We start from the raw sequence: 26,542 nt of genomic DNA, 5'->3' as shown, positions 1-26,542 counted from the left end.
TCTCCTTATGCCGGTTGAGGGATAGCTTTTAGGCTTTCTTTAGGAGCAGTTACCGTTTTGTACGTGTTGTATGCCATTAAGAACATACCGAATAGGAAGATGAAACCACCTAGGAAACGCACGAAGTAGAACGGGTAAGATGCTTCTACAGATTCAACAAAGCTGTAAGTTAGTGTGCCGTCAGAGTTAACTGCGCGCCACATTAGGCCTTGCATTACACCAGAGATCCACATTGCTACGATGTAAAGAACAGTACCAATAGTCGCCAACCAGAAGTGAACATTGATTAGGCTAACCGAGTACATGCGCTCTTGACCAAATAGACGTGGAACAAGGTGGTATACAGAACCAATTGAAACCATTGCAACCCAACCTAATGCACCGGAGTGAACGTGACCAATGGTCCAGTCTGTGTAGTGCGATAACGCGTTTACAGTCTTGATTGACATCATTGGACCTTCGAAAGTAGACATACCGTAGAAAGACAATGAAACAATTAGGAAACGCAGGATAGGGTCGTAGCGAAGCTTATGCCATGCGCCAGACAGCGTCATAATACCGTTGATCATACCACCCCAAGACGGAGCGAATAGAACCAAAGACATCACCATACCTAAAGACTGAGTCCAGTCTGGTAGTGCTGTGTAATGCAGGTGGTGAGGGCCAGCCCAAATGTATAGAGAGATCAGTGCCCAAAAGTGAACGATAGATAAACGGTAAGAGTAAACAGGACGTTCAGCTTGTTTAGGGACAAAGTAGTACATCATACCTAGGAAACCAGCGGTCAGTAGGAAACCTACCGCATTGTGTCCGTACCACCATTGAACCATCGCATCCACTGCACCAGAGTAAATCGAGTAAGATTTACCAAGTGACACAGGGATAGCCATGCTGTTCACGATGTGAAGTACTGCTACTGTGAGGATAAAGGCGCCGAAGAACCAGTTAGCCACGTAGATGTGAGAGGTATTACGTTTGACCAATGTTCCGAAGAACACGACCGCGTATGACACCCATACAATCGCGATTGCGATATCGATTGGCCATTCTAGCTCAGCATATTCCTTACCAGAGGTTAAACCTAAAGGTAGGGTGATTGCTGCGGCTAAGATGATTGCTTGCCAACCCCAAAAGGTGAAGGCAACGAGTGGGCCACCAAAAAGACGAGTTTGACAGGTGCGCTGAACGACATAATAAGATGTCGCAAACAGGGCACTGGTACCAAACGCAAAAATTACCGCATTAGTATGCAATGGACGTAAACGACTGTACGTCAACCACGGCGTATCAAAGTTTAGCTGTGGCCAAACTAACTGAGCGGCAATCAAAACACCAACAGCCATACCAACTATGCCCCATAAAATGGTCACAAGGGTAAATTGGCGAACGACTGTATAGTTGTAGTTTTGTTCAAGCTGCTTTACTTGGCTCATTTGCATGCTTCCAATTTCTAATTAACTACACTTTACTTCCAACACGACTTGCGTCGTAACACCACCCAAGTAAACTCTAGAATTCAAGTGTTATCATCACTTTATTTCCATTGCTGACTTTAATAAAAAGTGGCATTTTCAGCGTGACACTATACTTGAATTAACAATTCAATGACAGAGTAGTAACCTTACAAGGCCTCTGGAAATCATTTTTTATTTAAAAAGTTTGAAGTTTGTAACAAGGATATTAGGAATTATGGCTGCACAAAAGTTAACAAAGGCAAGACTTGCACAAATCTTAATCATGCTCAGTCTTTTAATCGGTGCCTTTTTCTGGCGCACCTTTACTTATGAGCAAGATAGAGAGGTCGATTGTTCACAAAAACAGCGATGTGATGTAACAATTGGGGTAGCAAAGATCACTATAAACAAGGCTTCAGAAGGATTTTCGATTGAAAGCTTGGAAACTGATAGTGTAAAAATTGATCTAAATCAATCTGGCAATTTTATTAACTTAGATGATAAATATAAGGAGATTGATTGGAGCGCTATTTCTGAGACAAAAGCAATTAATCTCAAAATAAACGAAAATATTGTCCGAGTTCATTTATAAATCAGATCTGACGCGAGATAATTGTATCTTCTTTGTGCAATTAATACTTTCTTGCCTAGCGCTTAATTTTCGCAATGGTATAACAGTAAAGTGATAAACAATAATAAAACCGTATGCAGTGCCAATCATTATTTACTCATATTACCGATGAATGTTTAGCAATAGAGAAATTTCGCTCTGAGTTGAGTTCGGACAACTTATCCCATCTCATCTGTTATTACACAGAGGAGTATGATTTCAGAAAAATCCAAAACGCGTTCGTTGAACTCTTTCCTGAGGTAACCGTTCACGGAGCTAGCTCATGCCAAGCGATCATGACCAATCATGGGTACCATCAAGGACCTGTTATTGCCGTACTTGCGATTTATGATTCCGGTCAACACGCGTATGGGACGGGCATTGCAACCTATGGGGATAATATAGAAACAAGCGTTGATTACGCACTTAATATGGCGCTTCTTCATGCGAATCGAGTAGGTGAAGTACCGAATCTGATCCTTCTTCACGCAACCCCAGGAAATGAAGAATCAATTATTGAATGTATCGATGAACGCTTTGGCACTTTGGTTCCCATTATTGGTGGTTCGTCAGCCGACAATAATGTTAAAGGGAATTGGTCTGTAATCACTTCACAAGGATACGAGCAGAACGGCGTAAGTCTGACACTATTCTATTCATCCCAACCAGTTGACATCGCTTTTAGTGCAGGGCACTCACCAACAGGCATCACTGGCGTCGCAACAAAAACGAAAGGGCGCTGCCTTTTAGAAATAGACAACCAACCCGCACTAGATGTCTACCGTAAGTGGACCAATCATCAAGAAACGCAATCCGATGAGCAGAGCTTCCTATTTACAAACTCTAGTGCTTACCCTTTGGGACGCATTGCAGGACACCTTTACGAACGGCCTTATTACAAACTGTCTCACCCAATAAGAGAAACAGAGCAGGGTGGTATCGAGCTTTTCACAAATATTGAAGAAGGTGAAGTGTTAACCCTCATGCAAGGAAGTCGCCAGCACCTCGTAGCTAGAGCGGCGAGAGTAGTGAACGCGGCTTTTAATCAAAAGTTAGAAGAGTCTCGAAAAATAGGGGTGATCAATATCTTTTGTGCGGGTCCTATGCTGCACTTAAAGCAGGATATTAATAGTGTTTGTGAACAAATTAACCAGGAATTAGAGAACCTACCTTTTATTTGCCCGTTTACTTTTGGTGAGCAAGGAAGATTTATAGGTGGCGAAAATGGACATGGAAACTTGATGATATCTTCAGCAATTTTCCATAAACCTTATGAAAGATAAATATTTAGAGATATACCAACAAGAAGCGTTACAAGAGGCACTTGTCGAGCTAAAAGAAGCGAGGCAAAGAGAGAAATTACTAGCAGACGAGAACAAAGCAATCTTATCTGCAATTTCCGCAATGAGTGAAGCAAGAAACCGGCATGAGATTTTTTCAGGGCTGAATAATGTTCTGAAAAAGTACATTGATTTTGATGACTTTATCGTAATCACACGTGACAGCCATCGCCAAAGTTTCAAGACTCTTTTATCAACCAATAGTGTATTTGATAGGGTGAATTGGTTACAAGGTAACGCAACAGAGCGAGCGCTTAATGGCGAGTGTATTTTGCTGTTCGAACCGATGCGTTTAAAGGAGTTTGAGAGCCTAAACTCCTTTATAAAAAGTCAGGTAAGTTCCATGCTTTTAAGTGGCATTAGGTCTGAAGTAACGCAAACGATCATCATACTTGTCGGCGCTCAAAAAGGGCATTTCAGTATTGAAAACAAAGAGACGCTCCGACGTTTCAGGCCTTTGATTGAAAGGGCTGTTATCGATATTGAAACTAAAGAAAAGTTACAACGTATCGTAGAAGTCCGCACCTCGCAACTTGCAAAAGCAAGAGAAGAAGCGGAAAGAGCAAACCAATCTAAGTCCGAGTTCCTGGCCATGATGAGCCATGAGATTCGAACTCCATTAAACTCGGTTTTAGGCATGCTCGATATATTGAGACAATCGACTTTAACCGAAGACCAATCAGAAGTTCTTAATCAGATGGAGCGCTCAGCTGATCTGCTTCTCGCAATCATTAGCGATATTCTCGACTTGTCAAAAATAGAGTCTGGTAGCTTTCATTTGAATGAACAGTGGACTGATTTAAGTGACGCCGTAACCCTTATTATTTCTCAACAAAAACAAGTGGCTACAGCTAAGAATTTGTGTTTTGAGTTCGATTGTAACCTTGATAAAAACAAGCAATATTGGATTGATTCAACACGCTTGTCTCAAATTCTCTTTAACTTGATTGGCAACGCAAGCAAATTTACTGACTTTGGTGGCATCGAAATCTCTGTGATTGAAAAAGATAGCGAGCTCATGATTTCTGTTGCTGATACCGGCATCGGAATTCCAAAAGCTAAGATTGGCCATCTTTTCACGGCTTTTCATCAAGGCGACAGTTCAATAACACGAAGGTTTGGTGGTACTGGTTTGGGGCTCGCTATAACCAAACATCTGGTTGAGATGATGCGCGGAACAATCAGCGTAAAAAGTGAAGAGAACGTTGGCTCACACTTTAAAATCAGGATTCCGGTGTTAACCAGGAATAATCAAGAAAGGCCCGTAAAGATAGAGCAAAATCATCCATCAAAAGCGATGAATCTTCTTGTCGTAGAAGACACAGAATCAAACCAACTAGTCATTAAGCTTATTTTAAACAAGCTTGGGCATAACGTTTTTATCGCCAGTAATGGTGCAGAAGCTTTAACGTTCTTGGAAGAACAACGACAAAGTATCGATATCATTTTAATGGACGTCTCAATGCCAGTAATGGATGGGATAACTGCAACAAGGTTGATCAGACAAAAAGGAATCAGCACACCAATCATTGCTTTGACCGCGCATGCGCTTGAGAGTGACAAAATAACATGTATGAAAGCTGGCATGGACGGCTTTGTTTCGAAGCCAGTACGAAGACAAGATATCTACGAAGCAATCCAATCACTAGTAGAACTCGCGTAGCGCATTAATATAGATCTTAACAATCGTAAGATTATTAAGATCTATATTAAGTATTTTATGCACCCTAGATGTCATCTTTAGAAATCCGTTTTAGAAAACTGACGCAATTCTAAAACGTACATAAAAGTTAGAAAAATAGTTAGAGTAATCTCTCCAGGTGCTGTATTGTTACACAGTGACTTCAATGGAGAGAAAAATGCTAAGGCTAGTCAAAACCTCACCTACAATTCCGATCTATAAAGATACACAAGCAATCATTGATGAAAATGGTGAGGCTAAGGTATCCACTCATGGCACTCCAGTTAACTATCAAGGGTTGAAACTGTTATACGATGATAATGAACCAATATTCATCGCTAACGCTTACCTCCTATACCTCAGAATTTCAGTTAATAGAAAAGACATATCTCCTACTGAGCGAGCACTCAAATCTTTCTTCCAAGTCATGCATGAAAATAACTTAAAGTGGGATGAACACTTGCATGTGGATGATGACAAAAACCCTATTTTCTCCTATCGAAATGTGTTGCAAGCAAATGTTGATAACGGGCATTACACTGATGAAACTGCTAGCAACTACTTAGGATGTATTCGAGGTTTTTATAAATTTCTCAAGAAGTTCTTTTACATCGATCAACTGCCCTTCGCAATTACTGGAACCAATGCATACGGCAAAGATATTACTGATTGCACAATAAAGAAGCTAAGCAAAGAAACAAAGTTAAGACCTATTAGTGACAGGCATATTGAGTACATATTCGAACATTTGTCACTGATCCCACTCGAAGCTCGATTAGCGATGCTTCTCTCCCTTTTTAGTGGACTGAGGCGAACTGAATCAATCACTCTTAGAAAGCGCCACATAGCGATCCCTAGAAGTTTTGAAGGCGAAACCTTATCCGATATATCAATAGGTCGGAGAACTGGAGTTAAAACCAAAAACGGAAAAGAACGGAATATCTCTATTCCTTTTCGAATCGCTCAGCTTTTTAATCAATATCACAACAGCCTTCGCTACAAAGAAAGATTGAGTCTTTGGCTTGAATTAGAAGACGTTGAGAGTGAACGCGACCATCCCGCCCTGCTAAATCGAGAGGGTGAGATTTACAATCCCAATACAATCAACCGTTACTGGTCGATTATCGCAAATAAAATTATGGACGAAGATGATCCACGGTTTTATCACGTTTGGCATCACTTACGAGTAACATTTGGCTGTCGAAAAATGAGCACGTTACTAGATCATGGCTTTAGTTATAGCCAAGCCTTAGTGCTTTTGAAAGAAGAGATGGGACACAGCAATATATCAACAACACAGCTCTATCTAACTCACTGGACGGGTAATCAGGCTAGCAGAGAGATGATTGATGTTATGGGGGATTTGGTTGAAAAAATCATGAACAACAATGAATTATGGATAGCATAAGTGGATAAAGTAATAGTAATTCAAGGGAACAAAACGGTTGATCTCATGGTGGATTACAAAGGTGTCTTGCATGAGAGTGAGATCATCATATTGTATGAATCAATGAAAGAGTTTGAACCTAGACTAAACACTGGTCTAAGGCAGACCCTCAATCGATTGATTGCACACTCAGACGAACAAGCACCACCGCTAAGCTATGAGAATGTTAAGTCCTACCTATTAAGCATCAATGAGCAATTGGAAGCTGGCGACAGCGGAAAGCGAGTATATCGAGCTAACCTAAAAAAGTTTTTCACTTCGATTAACTTTGGGGATGAGATTACTCACTTAGTATCTGAGCGGAAGGGGCGTAAGCGAAAATTTGAAGCAACACCATCGGAAAGAGTACCGTTGGGTAATACAGAGCGTCGAACTAGCTCGTACAAGGCAAAGCATAAATCCCTAGGTTTGAGCTGCGAGCAAGCTCAACTGCCATCGGAGAGTAACGTTTCAAAGCTTCACCCATTAATATTAAAGTTGAAAAACTCCAACAATAAGTTGGTAACTATCGACTTGCGAGAAGACTTTGATTCCCCCTTTATCAGCGACTCTGAGCTTCAAAAATACGCAAAACACATTCATGACAGTCCTCTGAGGGACGCATCAAAGGTTACTTACCTTGGTGCTTTGAAGCAACTAATCCAATACAACAACGAGGTTACAAAGCGTCCTGAGTTTTACAATAAAGAGTCTTTTCAATCTTTTATAGCGTCTTTATACGATGAGATGACAAAGGGAGCGAAGATAAAGCCAGAAAGTATCGAAAGAAAGCAAGCTTACTTAAGTGCTGGCTTCGAGCTAATTGGTCTACCTAAAATACTGAGGGCTGATAGGTTCAAACTGAAAACAGGCGGAAACGATTTACAAACCGATAACTACGATGACACTTCTTGGATAGCGACTATTCGAGCTTTGATACCAGAGCATCAACGTCTGTATAAACAAGTTTGCAATAACACCATGTCTTATGAGCAGGATTTTAACGACTTCATTTCTTGTTCATGCTTATTGCTGACGGTCTATACAGCGATGACCTTTGCTGAACTCAATTCTTTGATTTATGAAGAGTTCGACACTGAGTACTCAAAACTCGGCTCAAAAGATTTTGTTTTTAATGCTATTAAGTATCGCTCTAGTAAGTCAAATGACTACAACAGTTTTGTTGCGAGAAGAAGCTCAAAAACCCTTGTGGTGCGTTTGATGGAGGTTATTGAGCAAACTAAGAAGAAATTTGGCATTCAGTCACAGCAAGTATTGTTTTACCTGCATGGCAGTGAAGCGACTGAAATCTCATCACATGATGTAGGTCTTTTTGCTACAAAACTAGTTAAACGAAATCGGATTTTACAGGGGCTACTTAACAAGCGCTCTAAATACAAATTAAATCTGCAACGATTACGTTCATCAGTAATTCACAGGATTTCATCTCAGCGAGGTGAAGCTAGCGGAGTTATTGCAGGGCGACATAGGTTATCAGTCCATCGTGGATACAACTACTCGAAGGTCAGTAATGAAACGGCACACAAGGAAATGACCCAGACAGCTCATGCGCTAGAAAAACACGCAAGAGGAATAAAGATTAGCATTGCTGTTGAAGAGGGAAAGAACCTTTATAACCCCAAGATTATTGACGAAAAAGAGAAACAAGAATCTGGAGTGGCTGATCTAAAGAACGGTGGCACATGTAAAGGTTTAGAAACCGCTGAAAGCAAAGAGTTTCAAAAGAGCCTAGACAGGAACCCGCTGCTTTCTGATGAAGATAAGAAGCTGATGGGCTGTGGGTTCATCATCAAGTGTTTTGGGTGCGCAAATTTTGCTGTTGTAGATGAAGTGAACGACATCTGGAAACTGCTTTCTTTCGAATCTATTTTAAACGACTCAATTAATTACCATGTTAGCTTCGCTCACTTTATCGAAAAGCAGGGTGAATTGAAGGGAAAGCTCCAAATTATCAAAGGCAAACTCACTCCAAAAAAATTAGCGACGGCAATTAAGAAACTTGATAAACAAGGCTTGCACCCGCTTTGGGATGGGATGTATGCCGTATTAGATAAGATGGATATCTAAATGCTCGCCACCTAAACAAAACACATATTTCGTTAGACAAAGCTGTAGTTTTGCTTAATACATTACAATACTGACAACAGGAAAGTTGATGTCCTTACTTAATTACGAAGATCTGTACAGTGGTAAAGATTGCATCCTCGATGGCGGGGAATCGATTAACCAATTTAAAGCTAGAAAATGGTCATTCGAAGAATATAACTTAGATCATTCAGATGCGTCTGTATATTATGTGTCTTGGAAACCTGAGTATGAAGACATCCCAATTTATCGTGATTTAAAGGTTCGATCAGCATACCTGCTATATGGTTCGAATGACAAACTATTCACCTCGAAACTCAGAAAAAAGAACGTGACTCTCAGGGCAATCAGGCTCTGCCAAATGCTTGTAAAGGATATCATTGATAATTGGGAAGTGGTGCCTGATACGCTAGCAGCACTAGCGCACCCGATTTTCTTTGAGAAGGTTAAAGAGTACCTGAGATCCAGAAAATACTCTCAAACCTCATGCGAGGGGCATCTAACAAGTTATACGACATTAAGCGATGCTAATGACTTCTTGCCTTCGAACTTGCAACTAGTCTTTCCGATCCAGAACCGTAACGCTTTGGCTAAGGAATTAGCAAATGGAGGCACAGGCAACCATCCCACCATTATCCCAGAGTTATATGGACAAACGCTCGGCAAATTAATTGAATTAGTCGAGTGGTATCACCTACAGTTCACCAGTGACGGCAAGCCTCAACTTGGACAAATGGGTTCGCCACTAGATCTTGTGGAATTTCGCAGGGTTGCCATTGGTTTAGGCTATACAACATGTATGGCGTTTAGTGGAATGCGAGTGAGTGAAGCAGTGTTTTTACACGAGGCTTCTTACGAAACGGTCGATTTTGAAGGGGTAACCACTTCACTTCTGAATTCATCCACGGTGAAATTGGAGCAAGGGGCTGTTAGAGAAGATGTCTGGGTTTGTGCTGAAATTTGTGAAAAGGCAATAGAGGTCATTGGATTAGCGAATGGTGGTGACTGGAAACACTTGCCAACTAATTACAATAAGTTGGGGATAATTAATCTAAATAAGTCCAATCTAAATAGCTGCCTTACTCAATTCAAAGCTCAACACTTGCAGCCAGAGTATAAGAGAGAATGGGATACTTCTTATAACTTACTAAACAGTAACGTCAATAATGACCCACGAAAGTTAAGGGAAGACGGGACGTTCTACTGGAATTTCATTAACCATACTTGGCGCAGAAGCTTTGCACATTTTGCTGTAGGTAACGATCTATCTTGCTTAGGTGCCTTAAAGCAGCAGTTGAAACATATTTTCATTGGCATGTCTATGATATACACCTCGACTAGTGATGTACTTGCTTTGATGCAAGTAAAAACAGACCCCAAGCTGTTGAGGGAATTGGATGCAAGCCGAAAAACCTATAACGAAAAGTACCTGTCTAAAGTGGTTTCTGGTGCAGCGTCAGGAGGATTTGCGGAAAATCTAATGGTTGAAGGGGAGCCAAGAGTTTTAACTGATAAGGAGTTTGCCTCTTTAGAGAAAAACAACCATACAGCGTCACGTTCTACAGGGTTTGGTCGGTGCTTTGGTAATGAGAAATGCTCAGTATCACATGTTTTTCAGCCTAGCTCTTGCGTATCTAATGGTTGCGAGAACCTAAGCATCACGAGAGAAGAGGCTCAGCGTTGGAAGAAGTTGCATGATGCTTGCGTGAAACTTATCAGTAAAATGCTTGCAAATAGCACAATCAACAAACACACGTTAGGTCGTGAGCTTAGCGACTTGCGAGCGGCGGAGCATGTAATGAGGAAACACAATATTGAGTTCACTGAGTTCGTTATTACGCCTTCGTAAAAGAAACTAAATCTGTAACAGGATTGGTGATATGACTAGAAATAAAAAAAAACTAAGAGCAGCACTGGAAGAGCTAAAGCAAGGCGGCGCTAAAATCAATCCGTCTGCTGTAGAGAAAAAGGCTGGCGTATCGAACGGCTCTCTACGTTATTACACTGACTTATATGAAGAGGTATGTGAGCTTAAGACGAGCAAGCCAGAGAAGAAAACCGCTAGAGAAATTAGAACCGAGACTTTGAAGAACAGTAAAAATAAGGCTCTAAAAGCCAAACGTGAAGTGCAAGCTGAACTTTCAGAGTTAAAAAAACAGATTAAAGTGGAACGTATGGAACATGCCGATACGATAGCAAACCTCACTTGGGCGCTGCATAAGGCACAACATAGAAGAGCTATGGACGACATTGGTGCAGCAAATAGCGTAAAAAAAATAGAGAAAGAATAGATGAGGAGTTACAGAAAGACTTCTCAGGGGATGTTGGTGCCTCAATAGAGTGGGGTGATAATAGGGTTCGAAGTTTCACTTTACTTTGAACAAAGCGATTTAGGAGTTAAAGAGCATTAAATATTCTGTAAATATGCCCTGCGCTTATCTTTTTTCAGTTAAAATAACTAAGGAATCAAGCAGATTGCATAGCAAAACAACCCTCTTGCTTACTGTGTGATTTATGCACTGTTGGTAAAATGTACTTTTGAATTGAAAGTATATGATATGCCAATAGAGTTCCCTAAGCCGAAACGTTTAACAAGTGCTGGATATGCCCCAGTTCAAGATGATGTCCCTCTCGCTCCTCCAACTCCAACCCCAGCGCTTGAACCTGAGCCTGTAGCGGGGTTTGAGTGCCGTATTAAGATCTATGCACCAAAGTCCGATCTGTCTAGCCTGAAATTAGGTGTCTTCTCTCTTAGTAAGTCAGATAATGAGGAGAGCATTAAACGCTGGCGCTCTGAAGAGGCGTTAGACTCGGCAAGGTATACCGTGCTCACAGGAGAGTGTCATGTCGAAGAGTCAAAAAAGCTGACTCATGAGTTTCATCAGAACTTTGGCATCAGCACATCCTTTGACGTTACGCCAAGATCTATCGGCTCAGGGTACTTTAATGCTGAGTTTATTCCCTTGTTGCCATCCCTAGAGAGCGAGTCTAAATTAGGTTGGGCTTTGCATGGTTTCTATTACTACTTCTACGAAGGTAAGTTGTTGTATGAACTCGATATACTAGGTGACGGAAAGTGGGGATGGCGTATTACTCAATCTTCATCGTCTGATGGTATATCTAGCACCCCTGTAAGCGATCAGGTTTTTAGTTCTCTACTGGTTCCTGTGAAAGTTGAAGGAAAAGAACCAGAGAAACAACACATACTCTATTCCCGTGGTAAGTTGACCAACGAGCAATTGAGCGAAGTGAGCATGGTTTGGCTCGACGAAAATGCGACACTGATTGACACAGCTCTCCTTGTTTCTTCTTTACAACAGCCTCTTCTACCAAGAGAAGCTCTTTCTGACATCAACGATACCGCTGACAAAGAAATTCAAACGCATAAAGTGAATATGAAGGATAATGGACAGCATGAAAGTTGGAGTGACATTGCAGGGTATTACGACCTTAGCCCGAAAGAACTCCTCAAATTAAATCCATCATTCGAACAAGATCCGATGGCTTTAAGAGCTGGCGATGTTCTTATTGTTGAAAAATCGGATGTTGTCGATAAGACTCAAGAAATCAAAGAGTCTCCCTCTCCGTTAACGGAGATAAAAGTTGGCGAGAGCTATGTATTAGGTAATACATGGGGGAAGTACAATCAGCCACTGCTTTCTTCGTCAATGAAAAACATCTTTGAACTTCAAGGTATTTCTCAGACAACACCAGTTCTCAATGTAAAAAAAATCGAAGAAAAAATACTACGGATTGGGGTGTTCTTTGATGGTACTGGACAAAACCATCTGAATGATCTTTACAAAGAAACACGTGGGGTGAAATCACGCACCAATGTGGCACGGCTATTTGAAATTTACCCATTAGATGATGAGACCAATAAAATTTATGTTGCTGGGGTCGGGACTGTGGATGGGGCGTGGCAAAATCCAACCTTGATAGATGAAGGAAAAGATGAAATCGCTTTAGCTCAAGCATTTGGTGTAAGCCCCAATAATTTAGAGAAAACATCGACGTTCATTGATACGGCTTATAACCTTGTCGCTGACGATACAGGTGCATTTTACAAGTGGCAAAACTGGATAAAGCAATTTTATGAAATTATCACTGATTTGATCCGTCAGCAAAAACACGAAGCGATAACTCATATTGAGTTTGATGTCTTTGGTTTTAGTCGCGGAGCGGCTTTAGCTCGCCATTTTGTTAATGCCGTTAAAGATGGATTACCTGACTATAACAAGCCGCGTGATGGTGAAGCATTCGGTGAAGTTTTCCCGAACTTATTAGCACACCAAGATGATATCAGTAGCCAACCTAAACATGGTTACTATCCTGACGAGACGCGCACCTGTAGCGTTCGTTTTGTTGGGCTATTCGATACCGTAGGCTCGTTCTATCTCGCTGGAAACAACGATGAAGGTAATTTTGAACTAGGACTTGATACTAGTTGTGCGGAGCGTGTATTCCAGATAAGCGCCCATCACGAATACAGAAAGAACTTCCCTCTAACATCACTGCTACCTAGCGATGGCATTCTACCTTCTAACTTTTATGAGGAAGTCTTTGCTGGCTGTCACACAGACATTGGTGGCGGTTATCCTTCAAAAGAGCAGTATGCAAAGCAAGGTTTACCTGAAAGGTATGGAATGCCTCTGTCTGCAACTTATAATCGTGAGTTAATAAAAACAGAATCCATAAGGCAAGAGATACAAGCACAACAGAATGTTTATGGAGCCGCTGCATACAGCGAGCGCCTATACAAGCAAGCTCAAGACGCTTGGAATTTGGAATGCAGCACTAAGGGTTTATATGGTGTTGTGACACTGGTGAATGGCATCCTTTACTATTACGAGTTACAGCCTATTAGCAATGCTCTTTCGGCTTTGCCATTAGAAAGAATGAAACAGCAGGCAGAGGTCGCAGGTGTGAATTGGGATGACGAAAAGCTCGCCTATCCGCAAGATTTTAATCAATTGACAGGATGTGACGTGGCTTTAAAAACGTTGAACGAAAAGTTATTAGCTCAACCGTTAGGAAGCATTGCACCGATACATTGGCAAGGTGAGATTAGCCAGTATGGAAAGGAATGGATACATCGTCCTCATGATGCACTCATCAACGCAGGGTGTGAGACTGCAATGGACAGTCTTGTTAATGCGGTAACGAAAGAAGGAAACCAACTCAAGCGAGTGGTATTTGATAATGAAGTATAGATTTTTAATTGCTGTAAGCATGTGCTTTTTACTTAATGGTTGCTTTGAGAGTAAGCCTGTTTCAGTTGCGAGCATTGGCAATGCAGGGACTTTAGGTGGTCCTCATTTTATTCGTGATATGTGGGTCAGTGATACATATGGTGGAGGAGCAAACTTTGCGTATGGAAGCGTTCAGGGTTGTTGTGCTAGCGCAGACATTGGCATAGGAATCCCTAGCGCTATAAAAGGCGAATGGGAAAATGGAGTTGGTGGCGGCTCATCCCGTGAAAAGTGGCAAAAGCGTTGGAAGCCAGAATGGGGTAATTTTGATGAGAATTATGATACTAAATGGTTTCGAATTGATGATGTGATAGACAGTGAGCTTGCCAAACAAAAAATAGAAACAATGAACCATTACTACAAGAACCATCATGCAAACCCAGTCATGAAGCTTCTTGTAAATAATGATAGGGTCTTGCTTTTGTATGCTTATGGTTGTACTCCAGAAATAAACGATGACTGCACGGTTAGAGAGGGAGCAGACCCTAACGGGTGGGTTCAAGTAGCACCTTATAGCAAGCATAAGAACTCAACAGTGGTTGTTCTCTATGAAGGCAGAGGTGAAGTGTCAGACAGCCCATTTGCAGATAAGACACCTTAGAGCGCAGCATTGAACACAAATTAGAAAGCCTAATGAAAAGCCGAACCTTAGCGATGGGTTCGGCTTTTTGAGCCTATTCTTGCTCGTTATGAGGATCTAATTTATCTTCCAGAAGGAGTCTTTGTTTATTGTTATGAATTTGCTTCACATTGTGTTCTAACAATTCTAACTCGATATCACCCTCAGTTAAGTCTGTTCTGTAACTCAAACAAGCAATATCTCCGCCTTTTTTAAGGTATAGATCTAACTCTCTTATTGCTTTTGCCAGTGCGGGAACGTGCTCAACAGAAGCCTTGTTTTTACGTAGCATTTCCTCAGCCATCTCTTGATACAAAGATTGTTTTTTGGCTTCTAGTTGGGCTTTCAGAACCTTTTCAGAACCTTCATAAGCAACTTTCTCTTCTTCGGATTTAGCTTCTTCTCTTAACTTTTGGATGCCAATGTATACAACATACAATTCACCGAGCTTTACACCTACATTTAAAAGGTTTCCTATAGCCTCGGTCATAAGATTTACTGTATCAATATTGGCAATAATATCAAAGAAGATGGAACCATTACCTGCGCCAGAAATACGGATGTCTTCAGGTGAGCGATGGGTTGCTAACGCAAAACCTCGGCTGATACTAAACCATGTTTTAGCCCAGTGATTAAGCTTTGCCATATCAGAAATAGAAGCATCACCTTGAAAAGTTACTCTTAAGGAAGCTTCACCATCACTCAGAGTTTTTGCCTCATCGACTAGAACGGACTCAGTATCTGTGATTTTAGGTATTGTTTGAACCATAACCGTAAATAACTGTTTTGCAGTTTGAATGTATCGTTTCGCCATACCTAATGACTGTACGATAAACTGCAAGGATTGTCCCGAATGAAACATATTCGAATAATGGTTCTTCGAATCTTCACCTAATAGTTGATCAACGTTGAGCTTTACGAGCATAGATTTCTGAGCTTTTGTTAGTGCCTTCGTAGAAATGTCAGTGCTTGTAGCTAATAGTGAGTCATATATTTCGTCTTTCATCTCCTGGGGAATGCCAGAAGCAGAAGTAATGCGTTTGATACTATCATCTAAGTATCCTAAATAGGCTACCCGTTGTTCGTTTTCTACAAACCAAACAGCCAAATCATAAGTTTCCTTTAGTTCCATTTCTAACCTATTATCATGGTTTTAGTGTGGTTATTATTCCATCCATGTCATATATAGGCAATTCTAAATATTAGGGTTCTTACTTTTACTTGTGGTGATGTTGGTTACGCCAGAACACGAAGCTATATCTTGATAGTTTTTTCAAGGAAAACCGAGCTTGAAAACATAATAAATGGCAAAAAGATCTAGTTGTTAGAAAAATACAAAAGCTCTTGCTGGCTAAAGTATAACTAATTGAAAATTAAAGTAAACGTTAGTAGAGAACTATTTAACTTTAGTTAAATAGTTCTTCTGATAACGTAGTTTATGGTAAATAGATTATGGTTAAATTAGAAAAGTAGCTTTCAGGGCAGTTACCATAAGGCTTTTCTAAGGATTTTTCTAACATCTAATATCAGGGGTGTTTATGGTAAATCACCATTATGTTTAATGACACCTACAAAAAGCGCTGTATTTTAAAATCTGAGAGGGATAGGAGACCAAACTAGAGAAGAATTGGCATACGTGGACACTTCATTTAACTATTCTGGGTTTTCATTCAATTCATAACCCACAATCTTCGTTAACTTCTTGTCTACGCTGCTTTTAGGGTTGCTCAATACGCAATTTTAAGCTCATGAACCAAGTTTAACTTCATAAATACACGCTTTTCAGTATAAGAAATTACCTGATTCATATGTTAGGTTCATGTAGTAGGTGTCAGCATCAAGCGATACTCGGCTCTCATTTCTCAGAAACATAAAGTTGGTTCAAACCAGTTACTTTAAATTTGCCTTTAGTCTCTCTAACGAACGTTTGCTTGGGTGATTTGGAGCCAATGAATAAACACTAATAAGAACAAGTGATTTACACAATTCATAAAAATATTGAGGATATCAAATTAGTATGGGGAAAGTAGTCGTACGCTAATACTATTTGAGAAATATCTTATCGCAAAGTAGGCAACGGATAGAGCAGGCCGAGTTTGATACAGATAGCTTTCAAAAATTATCTAATGGACCCCTTTTTAAACTATCTCTGTTAAGCGTACATCTGTTTGCCGCCTCCGATAAGATCCCCTCGCATCGGGGTAGGTTCTGGTCGAGTATGTTCGAACGCTTCGGATATGTGAAAGCGACTATCAAGTTTCTCAATGATGACTTCCCTTGCTAGGTCAGGTTTTAAACTGGGTGGATGTTCCTCTTGATTTACAGGAGAGCCTGGAGTTGCTTCTTGTTCTTTTGACGTATTGTCTCCCGGCTTAACTAGATTATCTAATATGTATTCATCTACTTGTTCCTTCGCTTTCCCCTTAAAGATATCAATTGCATAGTCTATAAGGTCTTTCTGAGTTTTTGTTCCGCCTGTAAATATTTCAGTAACAACATTCCACATAGGTCCAAAGAACACCTGAGCGGCTCTATATTCGTCTTGCCTTGATATGAGTTCTAGTTCGGCTTCGCTGTATTCTCGTTGAGGTCCCCTTGTATTAGCGCTTATTGTAGGGCCTTTGTCTGGAGGACTGATTTTTGTTGTCTCACCCACTAACCGACATCGATCGGGAGTCTGAATCGGTTGTTCAGTAATGTTTGTTAGAAACAGCTGAGATTTGGTTAGCGATTTTCTGTATTCATTTAGAAATTGAGTCATTACTGCTCACCCACAATTGCTGATAGATAAAGGTCGAGATAAAAATCAGTCTCCTCAGTATCGCTAAAAGGAGAATTACTATCTAACGAATTGCCTATAACTTGAAGCTTCCACATTTCAGTTCTTGGGTCGACATTGTGCAGCGCTGAGCCACGAAATACTTGGTCTTTACCGCCTTTACCGTCGTTTCCAAAAGGTAATACCCTACCTAAATATATACTCCTATCGTCGTCATCAACTGACATAGAAGGCGGTTCAATTTTAACACGCCATGATTTTTTACTACTTCCAACCGAGACTCCTCTCATACGGACATAGTCTAATCCACTAAATAAATCGTCGGGCATTGTGAATTGAATTAGGCCGCTCCCGATAGAGCTTTGTTCCCAACCGCCTGTTTCTGAGCCTGATTTTTTTATAGTGCAGTCATTTTTAATCGAAACACGAATCACGATATCTTGGTCGGAAATTAGCCGCTGTTGTAAAACTAAGACTAATTGACGTGTCCAAGATTTCAACTTATCGAGGCTATCTAATGATGTCGGCGTAATGTTCGGAAAAGACGGTAAGCTTAGTTCATTTTGTTGGTCGAAATTAATCCCATATATCGGAGTGACAGCATCTCTAACAGATAGTAAGCGGTGATATGCACTAGCTAGATCAACATCAAACTGCTCTTTGATTGAATCGAACCTTTTTTTGTAATTTGTAGGGGAGCCATCCATCGCCATCCTACCATTAATGACTTTCTGAGCATCTAGTTCTGTATTGTATTTAGCTTCGATAGTACTTTTGCGAACTTCTTCCAATATTTGTTGGGATTTGTGTAATTCAATCTTCGCTTGAATTGTTTCACTTTCGAATCTTAAATTCTCGTACTCGATAGTATCTGTGCTACCGATATAGTTTTCTAACAACTGCTCAATAAAATCTTTACGCTGAGTTACTCTCTCTAATTCAAATTTGCCAGACTCATAACTAATGGTAAAAAGACCTTTGTTTATCTCTTTTAAAGTTTCGTCATGTATTTTTCTTTGTTTATAAGTAGATAGTACCACTCTAAAAAAATTCTCTTGTATCTCGTAGGCTAATTTACGGCTATCTGTACACCTGTCCAGTAACGAAATTGCTTCGCTAAGGTTCTTCTCGAGTTGTAGTTTTTTGAATTTTACATGTTGACTAAAATCGGCAGCATTGACTGCTTCGAAAGCATTAATGTCAATTGGATCTAATAGTGAGTAACCGTTTTCAGTTTTGAAATCATCTAATTGACCACCGACTGTACTTATTAGTTCAGACCAAGACATTGTCATAATACCTTCCTTATTTACCATAAGACGTGCAATGAGAGTTACGTGCGATAGTGTTTTCTTATTCTTCAGTTGAATGTAACAAGTATGAATATAGGAAACTTTTAAAACCTTATGCAATTTGATCTGTTAAATCAGACACCAAGCACAATAATGTGAAACGATATTTGTAATTTTTTACATCTAAACTAGCTTTTGGAGGGCAACTATATCAATAACTGGATATCTACACGTCAGTGGCTGAGAGGGGCGATATTAACTTGATACATTTTATAATAGCAGTAGCTATCGTTGGTCTTAGCTCCAGTTCATATGCTAATTGCTATAAAGCAGCCAAAAACGACATTGCGTATTGTAGCTATAAACGTTTTGATGTTTGGCTGGCATGTAGACAGAGAGGAGCTATTCTAGCAACAGCAGAACTAGGGCCAGATAGTGGTTCGGAAGATACGTCGAACAGAAACTATTTCCTAGACCAAACGGCAAGTGAGCTTGCGTGTCAACAGTGGTCTGACAGCACATATGCATCGCATCATAAAGGCTATGATGTAGGACACCTTATTGCGATTGACCATTTTGACGATAGCTACGTAGATGCACTGGAAACTAACGTGATGGTAAACATGGTTCCTCAGGCAACTTCATTTAATAGAAATGGAGCTTGGAAAAAAACGGAATCTCTAACGGAATGTTTTCGAGATGAAAAGTCGTATGGCTCACTCACTATTTATGCTGGTGTAATATACGGTAACGACATAAGTAATGATTACTACTCTGTAAGCCACGGCTTACCAAATACTCCTGACTACCTATGGAAGCTAATATTTTTCAATAGAATAAACTCTTACGACCTTTGGGTTATGAGTAACAAGGATGAATCTACAGCAAAAACATTATCTCAATCGAGAAGAACAATAGACTCTCTAATACAAACACTAGAGGGAGAAGGTGAGAGTTACTATAATCCTGTTATTTTCGAACTATTGAAGATACGTGTAAAAAAACCTAAGCAGATTGAACTAAAGAACAACTCACATTGTAGACAAAGAATTGGCTGAGGAAACACCTGATATGGCAACTAAGACTGAACTCATAAGCAAGCTTGAGAATAATACAAGCAACAAATATTTGTACAGCATAATAAAGTTGTCAGCGGTATTCTTTGTTATAGCAATGGTTGCAAGTCACTTTGGGCTAACAACAATGTCTACTGACCTAGGAATGATTTCAGACAATACGTTCATAGCACATATAACATTTATTGGTTTTATTATTCTAGTTAATGAGAGGATTGTTGAAGCCTTCAAACGAACCTTTAGAAGGCGTACTTCATCTGAGTATTTAAATGAACTATCAAGAGCGCAAGATGAACTAGCGGTGAACCCAACAGACGAGGCCTTGAAAGATAGAGTTAGAGTCTGGACTAGTGTAGTCAATGACTATTCAGCAGAAACGGGAAGAATGTGCTTAGTTGCTTCTCTGTTGGTTGGATGTAGCCTCGCGTCCGTCGGTGCGGTGAGAGTACTCGGTGGTCTCGAAGACTCTAGTCAGTTTGCGAGCCCAATACATATAATGCTGTTTGATAGTATCGATGTCGTATTAACTGGTTGGATTATTTCAGGTGGGTCTGAAGGCTGGACAAATTTTCTATATAACGTGAAGTCAATGATTCCTGTTCATGATAAATAAGTACAGTTTGAGCGATGCTAGACACAATTCCACACTACAATCCATCAACGATGTTGGAAGTTCAAGCAATTGATACGGAGTTGTGTGTTCTATGTAAACTATTCCTAGTAGATTGCTATTAAGTTAACCACAACGATAGCTTACAATTTAGAGAGTCGTTTAGATGGATAAGTAGATGAACTTGTCATCTTGATTATACTCTATCACCCCTATACCTTCACAGGCAGAAATCCTGATGTCTATCTCACAAAACGAAAATAACAGCCACTAGTAATCAATTTTGATTTGCCTTTCTTGTGTGGCAGAAGTATTCCGCTTTTCGATTAAACATGCTAAATTATCAGCAATTTAGCATTGTTGCATATTTATAAAGTCCCGCATGAAATTTAAAGCTCTCAAAGCATATAGAGGTGATGCATTTGTAATTACTCACCAAAACTACGCACTTCTTATCGATGGAGGTATGCCTTCCACTTCTGGAGATATCAAACGAGAAGTTGAAGGGCTAGAGATTAGCGCTGTAATCGTGACTCATGTTGATAATGACCACATTGGAGGAATCGCACAATTTCTCAAGTCGACAAAGCATAGCTTAGCAAATACAGATTTCTATATGAATCACCCAGATCTGGCATCCAGATATAGTGGCACCAAGGTTGCGTACCACCACGGAGACAGTTTTAAAAAAATCATTGAAAAACACTCCCGGAGTATGAATCCCTTAGCACAAGGTCAACGCTTTAAGATTCGCGATATCGCAATAGAAGTATTGTCACCTATGGAAGAAGATATCGATGAGCTTCATAAAAATTGGAATGCTAGTAAAATAATCGAAGATGACAAGTTGACATATTCAAAAAGACAGAAAAACAATGGAGATATCATTAATCGTAGTTCTATATCGGTTATATGCAGCCATGAAGAGTTTAAATTACTTCTGTTAGGCGACTCACACCCGGATGTAATTGAAAATTATCTTATAAATGGTGGCTATTCAAAAGATAACCGTCTTGATATAGATCTTGTAAAGCTATCTCACCATGGAAGCAAGCACAATACTACGGAGTCTCTATTAAAAATTTTGAATTGCTCAAGCTTTTATATATCTACGAATGGTGGAGTTTACAACCATCCCGATGATGAAACTTTAGATATGCTTGACCGACGCGCCCAAGAGTTAGGTTTGAATTTTGATATATATTTTAACTATGACATCATAAGAAAGTTGGAAAAGAGAAGTAGTAAAAAATTTAGCAATTTGAATTTTATATTGAAACAAGAGATTTCGAAAACATGTTTGAAATAGACGTCCATTCAAATGTTTTATCTTCTAATATATTTATAGATGAAGAATTCGTAGGAAGTGGTGTTCCATTCTTACATGAAGGTAAGAACTACATTATAACTAGTGGGCATGTTGTTTACGGAGTAGATTTTGATCGAAATCTAGATAAAGAAACAATCATAGAAGTGGTTATAGATAATAAAACTTTCGTTGTGATGGATGTAATCGGTGATATAAAAACTTCAAAAGAATGTGAGGTTTCGATACTAGTTCTTGAAAGTAAGTCAATAGAAGATATTAACCTAATCGACATCAAATTTTGCGATAGGATTTCCAATGAGTTACTCATAGAAAACTGCCGCCTCGTGGTTAAGCCTATTCAGGATGATCAAGAATCAGTTATTGTTCACAAGTTAAACGATAAGCCGCTCAATGACTATGGTTATTATATTCGGGTAGAAAAGGACACTTTTCATGATATCAAAAATGGTGACGTAGGGGCCTCAGCTTACGCTGGCGTATCTGGTTCTGGGCTTTTTTATTGTGCTAAAGATAAACTTTATCTTGCAGGTATAATAGATTCGATTCCAAACGTTAGCCTCTCTGACGGACTAGTCCAAATTACAAACACGAAGCACCTCCATAGATTTTTAAATGATGTAGAAGTGACGTCTTGTTTAGAGTTAAGTCAAGACACTAATGCCCTAAAGGAAATACTTGATAAGTGTACAAATCAAGTAAACGATGCCACTATAGATAGTTGGATTGCATCAAACTCTAACGAGAGGGAAGTTAAGCAATTAAATAAAAAAACAAGCTATTTGTTTCCCGAAGATTTTGTAGACAACGAGCGCAGGAAAATTGTCTGGAATTATCTTAGTGGTAATTTATTAAAGGAATACTGGTCGATAGCTAGATTAGATTTGAGTAGTGCCTATCAATGCGCTTATAAGGTTGCTTCAAACGACTCTATGATTGAATATTTTAATACTCGAAAAGAAGCATCAGAAAAATATAAAAACATTTGTAATAGACATAAATCAACGATGTCATCCACATTGGTTAAAAAAGGTGCGTCTGTTGTCGAATCAAATTTAGTAAGTAATAGAGATATTGCTCAATGGCTGCTTATATGTGATTTAGCATTTATCGATGAGGCAAACAACTAAATGGATCAAATAGATAAACAAATAGTTCAACTCTCAGAAAGAAGCACGATATTATCTAGCGCTAACTCATTTGAAATACAGATATATTTACTACTCATTATCATTTACGAGTGTACTGAAAAACAAGCTAACGCTCCGTATAATAAACTGTCGTTTGTATTCTCTGCTTATATCAACGATCTTCCTAGTGATTTTGGACACAAAACAAAAGACTTAATACCAAGTTGGCCGATATATGACCTAAAAAAGCACATCATTTACGGTGATGCAAATAAATTATGGGAAGTCAAAGTTAATAAAGGAAAAGTGCTGATTAGCAAGACAAAATTTACAAATGAGATGTACGTTAATATTGTCGAAAATAAAATATTCAACGATGCTGTGAGCAAAATCAGAAATTTATGCAAAACACCAGTATCAAAAATAGATAGGCAACGGTTAGTTTAGATGATTAAGATTAAAAACGTTAGTTGTGAGATAAGAACAAAAAACAGCCTTGAAAAATATGGGTTCAGTCATGATTTTGACGATAACCTTAATGTGATTCTAGGGGATAATTCAAGTGGTAAAAGTACGATTTTATCATGCATTTATTATTGTCTTGGTATGGAGCAGTTATTAGGTGGAAATAAATCCGATATACTAGATAAGTGCCTCTGGAAACAGTTTGATATCCTAGAGAATACATACTATGTCTCTGAGTCTTACGCTTTTCTAACAATTCAAAACTCTCTTGGTAATATTGCAAAAATTCGACGTAGAATTAGCCGAACTCCGGGGCAAAAGAATAATACATTGCTAGTCGATACTGGTGAAAGAAAATCCACTCTGTTTATCCACTCTACTGGAGATCATGAGAGTCATGATGGCTTCTATAACTGGTTAAAACAGTTTATGGATATTAATTTACCTTATCTCGAAGACGATGAGGGAAATACAGTTAAGTCTATCTACTTACAGAATGTTATGTCTACATGCCTTATAGAACAAACTAGAGGGTGGTCAGATTTCCTTGCACAATCACCATTTTTTGGCATTAGAGACGTAAAGACTAAAGTAGTTGAACATTCTTTGGGTCTGGAAAGTCTAACAAGTGATATACAAAAGAGCTTGCTTGAAGCACAACAATCAGAACTGAAACTTTCGTGGAAAAACGAATATAACCAATGTTCCAAACGACTATTTGAACATAACATATTAATTGATGGGTTAACTGACAAACATAAGCCTATACTCAGCAAAAATATTGCTGCTAAGTTATTCATTAAGATTGAAGAGGGGATTCTACCTTTTCTTGATTACAAAACCCACTTAGAATCCGAGTATGAATTGGCTAGGAAGCTTGCATTAGAAACTAATGACATAAAGACAGACGAACAAAGTAAGTTTTTAACAGTTGTTAGAAATCTTAACAAGCAAATTAGAACAATTGAGCACAAAATTATCTCTGAGAAATATAATAGAGATAGCTATAAGAAAATCATAAATAAATTGGATAAGGATTTAGAAAATGTTTCGGGCATTAAAAAGGTTGGCCGTTTCAATGATTTTCAACGTATCAATAGTTGCCCAGTTTGTGACTCAAATCTAGATAATCCAGAAGATATATGTAAGGAAAGGGTAGATATAGACAAATCCCTCTCGTTTATGAAAACTGAGAAGAGCTTATATTCTACACAACTAAAAAATGTTGATGAATTAATCGAAAAGCTAGAAGCATCTCTTGGTTACTACCAGCAAAACTTAGAAGAGCAAAAAGAGCAACTACGGTTAATCACGGACGACATAAACACTACTAGCGAAATAAAGCGCTCACAAATTTATAAGGAAATTCATCTAAAACAGAAGGTTACTGAGTTTAAAAAGATTCAATCTGAATTTGATGCTTTCATTCGTAAGATGATGGATATCAATACTAATCTTTTAGCAAACAAAAAACTCTTAGATGATTTGAAGAGTGTTGAGCATAGAGACGAAGTCAAGATTAGAGAGTTTGAATCTCGTTTCAAATCCCTTCTTAGTATATTTGAGTATAAAAGCAATAAAATAAATTACGTTAAAATAAGAGATAATTATCCAGCAAAGCTATTTCCATTTATAGCAATGTTTGACAATGAAACCACGACTTATAACACTCAGCCGATACGATTAAGTTCTTCAGCGAGCGACTTTATAAGGTCAGAATGGGCCTACTACTTATCGTTATCTACTTGTTCTGTTAATCATCCCGGATTTGTATTATTTGACGAACCGGGTCAACATGCAATGAAAATGACTAGTATGAAGAAACTGTTGAATACGGCTGCTCATCATGGAAAACAAACAATCTTTGCTATTTCTAAAAATTTATCAAATGATAACGCTGAACTCGTTGATGAAGGTGTGGATGTACGTGTACTGGGTGATTTGTTCGGTCATATTGAATCTCAGAAGATAAAGATCATTGATATCGACGAGAAGAACGAAAGCAAATGTATTCGTAAGCTAGATTAATCTTAATTATACAATTTATCTATTTTGTTCATAGGCATCTTTACAATCATGACAGATGCCTAGTATTTGAAAATGACAATATTGAGAGGAACTCAAGATGCCAAAGGTCGTGTTAGATACCAATATTCTTCGCGAAAATAGTATCGACAAAAGTGATATGGTGATACTCGCTCGCTTATCCAGAGAAAGCGTTGTAGATGTATACATACCTAATATTGTAAAAAGAGAATACCTTAGCCAACAATTTATTGATCTCTCAGATCATTGTCAAAAGATCTCTAGCTCATTGCAGGCTATTCGGAAAAAGACGAATAGTTCACATCCAAATCATCAATACCTCGAAGAAATGAATATTCAGTTACAACAATTTAAAGATGGGCTAGAGGCACCGATTAAATCCAATTTTGATGATTGGATGAAGGTAAACTGTATTAAAGAAGTGCCTTTTAACCCAGAAGATATAGTTTCGATTATCGATGATTACTTTTCAGGTGGTGGTGTTTTTAAGAAAGTGAAACACCGTGATGATTTTCCTGACGCTATGATATCAAAGGGGATTCTTTCACTAGCCGAAAATGAGCCCGTAACAGTTCTTTGTAAAGATGGAAACTTTCACGACAAACTCACTAAATACGACAATATCAGCGTGTTCAGAACATTACGCGAGTTTCTAGATAGTCCGCAAGTATCAGTGATTCTGAGTGAGCTGAATCAAAAATCAGAAAAAATTGAATTGGTTAAGGGAGTCCTCGCGTCAGCCGAGTCACAAAAAGTATTGATAAAGTATATTAGTTCTGAAGGGGTAGGTATTGAAGATGTCTATCTTACTGGCGATAACCTTTCCGGTACAGATAATCTCCTTCTAGAAAGCTCTTATAATTCAGATATACAACATATAGACGTTTCTTCAATCAATAATGTGAATCTTGGTGAGATTAGATATATTAACGATGATATGTATAGTATTGATATTCAATTTGGAGCCAATGCCCTTGTTAATTATGCAGCATATTACGGAGACTATGTCGCTCTAGATGAGATGAGTCAGGAACACGTTGATATAGATAGCATGAATGGTGATGGTTATTGTGAATGCTCGGAACTAAGAGCGGTCAACTTCTCTGGTGCTATTGAGATTTACTTAAACACTCATTTAACCCCAGATGATCTAGCTGTTCACATGCAATACTTTAGCGCTAACAACACTAATGTGTCCGGGGTCATTGAAGTGATCAGTGGAGCCATATTGGAATAAAGCACAGCGTGGATTTAATCTGACATGCGAATTCAAGATATATAACGTTTATCACTTTTTCTTTAAGTTACTTTGTAACATATAAAATCGCC

20 protein-coding genes are annotated in these 26,542 nt (G+C 39.0%); 16 read left to right on the top strand and 4 right to left on the bottom strand.

Features of this window, described 5'->3' with window-relative positions; all coding sequences use genetic code 11:
* Positions 1-5: 5 nt before the first annotated feature.
* Entirely contained in the window at positions 6-1,433 is a 1,428-nt protein-coding gene (gene ccoN, locus A9237_RS00345) for a cytochrome-c oxidase, cbb3-type subunit I (RefSeq protein WP_009706109.1), read from the bottom strand.
* 256 nt (positions 1,434-1,689) lie between these two features.
* Here ccoN and A9237_RS00340 point away from each other — a divergent pair, with 256 nt between their 5' ends.
* The 9 genes from A9237_RS00340 to A9237_RS00300 all read left to right on the top strand — a co-directional run bounded on the left by A9237_RS00340 (position 1,690) and on the right by A9237_RS00300 (position 14,470).
* Positions 1,690-2,046: a hypothetical protein gene (locus A9237_RS00340; RefSeq protein ID WP_078607077.1), complete on the top strand. Its 357-nt coding sequence runs from the start codon at positions 1,690-1,692 to the stop codon at positions 2,044-2,046.
* A 113-nt stretch (positions 2,047-2,159) separates the two neighbouring features.
* Complete coding sequence (locus A9237_RS00335; RefSeq protein ID WP_078607075.1) at positions 2,160-3,347, top strand: FIST signal transduction protein; 1,188 nt, start codon at positions 2,160-2,162, stop codon at positions 3,345-3,347.
* The gene (locus A9237_RS00330) at positions 3,337-5,067 is read left to right on the top strand and encodes a response regulator (protein WP_078607073.1); all 1,731 of its coding nucleotides are present in this window, start codon (positions 3,337-3,339) and stop codon (positions 5,065-5,067) included. The genes A9237_RS00335 and A9237_RS00330 overlap by 11 nt, the downstream gene beginning before the upstream one ends.
* Positions 5,068-5,263: 196 nt before the next feature.
* Positions 5,264-6,493, top strand: a complete 1,230-nt coding sequence (locus A9237_RS00325) for a tyrosine-type recombinase/integrase (RefSeq protein ID WP_167371674.1) — start codon at positions 5,264-5,266, stop codon at positions 6,491-6,493.
* A complete protein-coding gene (locus tag A9237_RS00320) occupies positions 6,494-8,599 on the top strand; it encodes a hypothetical protein (RefSeq protein ID WP_078607069.1) in 2,106 nt (701 codons plus the stop codon). It begins immediately after the preceding gene.
* A gap of 88 nt (positions 8,600-8,687) precedes the next feature.
* Positions 8,688-10,466 (top strand): hypothetical protein, encoded by a 1,779-nt coding sequence (locus A9237_RS00315; protein ID WP_078607068.1) that lies wholly within the window; start codon positions 8,688-8,690, stop codon positions 10,464-10,466.
* A gap of 31 nt (positions 10,467-10,497) precedes the next feature.
* Positions 10,498-10,908 carry a hypothetical protein gene (locus A9237_RS00310; protein ID WP_078607066.1) on the top strand — a complete coding sequence of 137 codons (411 nt, stop codon included), beginning with the start codon at positions 10,498-10,500 and terminating at the stop codon, positions 10,906-10,908.
* A 267-nt stretch (positions 10,909-11,175) separates the two neighbouring features.
* Positions 11,176-13,830 (top strand): phospholipase effector Tle1 domain-containing protein, encoded by a 2,655-nt coding sequence (locus A9237_RS00305; RefSeq protein WP_237358418.1) that lies wholly within the window; start codon positions 11,176-11,178, stop codon positions 13,828-13,830.
* Positions 13,820-14,470, top strand: coding sequence for a hypothetical protein (locus tag A9237_RS00300; protein ID WP_078607062.1), 651 nt, complete (start codon positions 13,820-13,822; stop codon positions 14,468-14,470). Before A9237_RS00305 ends, A9237_RS00300 begins: the two co-directional genes overlap by 11 nt.
* Positions 14,471-14,543: 73 nt before the next feature.
* On the opposite strand, the gene A9237_RS00295 is transcribed toward A9237_RS00300, so the two are convergent.
* The 3 genes from A9237_RS00295 to A9237_RS00285 form a co-directional block, all read right to left on the bottom strand.
* A complete protein-coding gene (locus A9237_RS00295; RefSeq protein WP_078607060.1) occupies positions 14,544-15,620 on the bottom strand; it encodes a hypothetical protein in 1,077 nt (358 codons plus the stop codon).
* Between the two features lie 1,020 nt (positions 15,621-16,640).
* The gene (locus tag A9237_RS00290; protein ID WP_078607058.1) at positions 16,641-17,249 is read right to left on the bottom strand and encodes a hypothetical protein; all 609 of its coding nucleotides are present in this window, start codon (positions 17,247-17,249) and stop codon (positions 16,641-16,643) included.
* Positions 17,249-18,562, bottom strand: coding sequence for a hypothetical protein (locus tag A9237_RS00285; protein ID WP_078607056.1), 1,314 nt, complete (start codon positions 18,560-18,562; stop codon positions 17,249-17,251). The genes A9237_RS00290 and A9237_RS00285 overlap by 1 nt, the downstream gene beginning before the upstream one ends.
* Before the next feature lie 233 nt (positions 18,563-18,795).
* Between A9237_RS00285 and A9237_RS00280 the strand changes: the two genes are divergently transcribed.
* The 7 genes from A9237_RS00280 (at position 18,796) to A9237_RS00250 (ending at position 26,450) form a co-directional block, all read left to right on the top strand.
* Positions 18,796-19,617, top strand: a complete 822-nt coding sequence (locus tag A9237_RS00280; protein WP_217349276.1) for a DNA/RNA non-specific endonuclease — start codon at positions 18,796-18,798, stop codon at positions 19,615-19,617.
* Between the two features lie 13 nt (positions 19,618-19,630).
* On the top strand, positions 19,631-20,248 hold the full coding sequence (locus A9237_RS00275) for a hypothetical protein (RefSeq protein ID WP_078607052.1): 618 nt from the start codon (positions 19,631-19,633) through the stop codon (positions 20,246-20,248).
* Positions 20,249-20,627: 379 nt separating this feature from the next.
* Complete coding sequence (locus tag A9237_RS00270; RefSeq protein ID WP_078607051.1) at positions 20,628-21,554, top strand: ComEC/Rec2 family competence protein; 927 nt, start codon at positions 20,628-20,630, stop codon at positions 21,552-21,554.
* Positions 21,542-22,702: a hypothetical protein gene (locus tag A9237_RS00265; protein ID WP_078607050.1), complete on the top strand. Its 1,161-nt coding sequence runs from the start codon at positions 21,542-21,544 to the stop codon at positions 22,700-22,702. The genes A9237_RS00270 and A9237_RS00265 overlap by 13 nt, the downstream gene beginning before the upstream one ends.
* Complete coding sequence (locus A9237_RS00260) at positions 22,703-23,149, top strand: hypothetical protein (protein WP_078607048.1); 447 nt, start codon at positions 22,703-22,705, stop codon at positions 23,147-23,149.
* A complete protein-coding gene (locus tag A9237_RS00255; RefSeq protein WP_078607045.1) occupies positions 23,150-25,195 on the top strand; it encodes a hypothetical protein in 2,046 nt (681 codons plus the stop codon).
* A 97-nt stretch (positions 25,196-25,292) separates the two neighbouring features.
* The gene (locus A9237_RS00250; protein ID WP_078607042.1) at positions 25,293-26,450 is read left to right on the top strand and encodes a PIN domain-containing protein; all 1,158 of its coding nucleotides are present in this window, start codon (positions 25,293-25,295) and stop codon (positions 26,448-26,450) included.
* The last annotated feature ends 92 nt before the right edge of the window (positions 26,451-26,542 follow it).

It is taken from the genome of Vibrio owensii, from assembly GCF_002021755.1.
GTDB lineage: Bacteria > Pseudomonadota > Gammaproteobacteria > Enterobacterales > Vibrionaceae > Vibrio > Vibrio owensii.
Note: the sequence above shows the minus strand (reverse complement) of the source record. Positions and strands in the feature narration are given on the sequence as shown.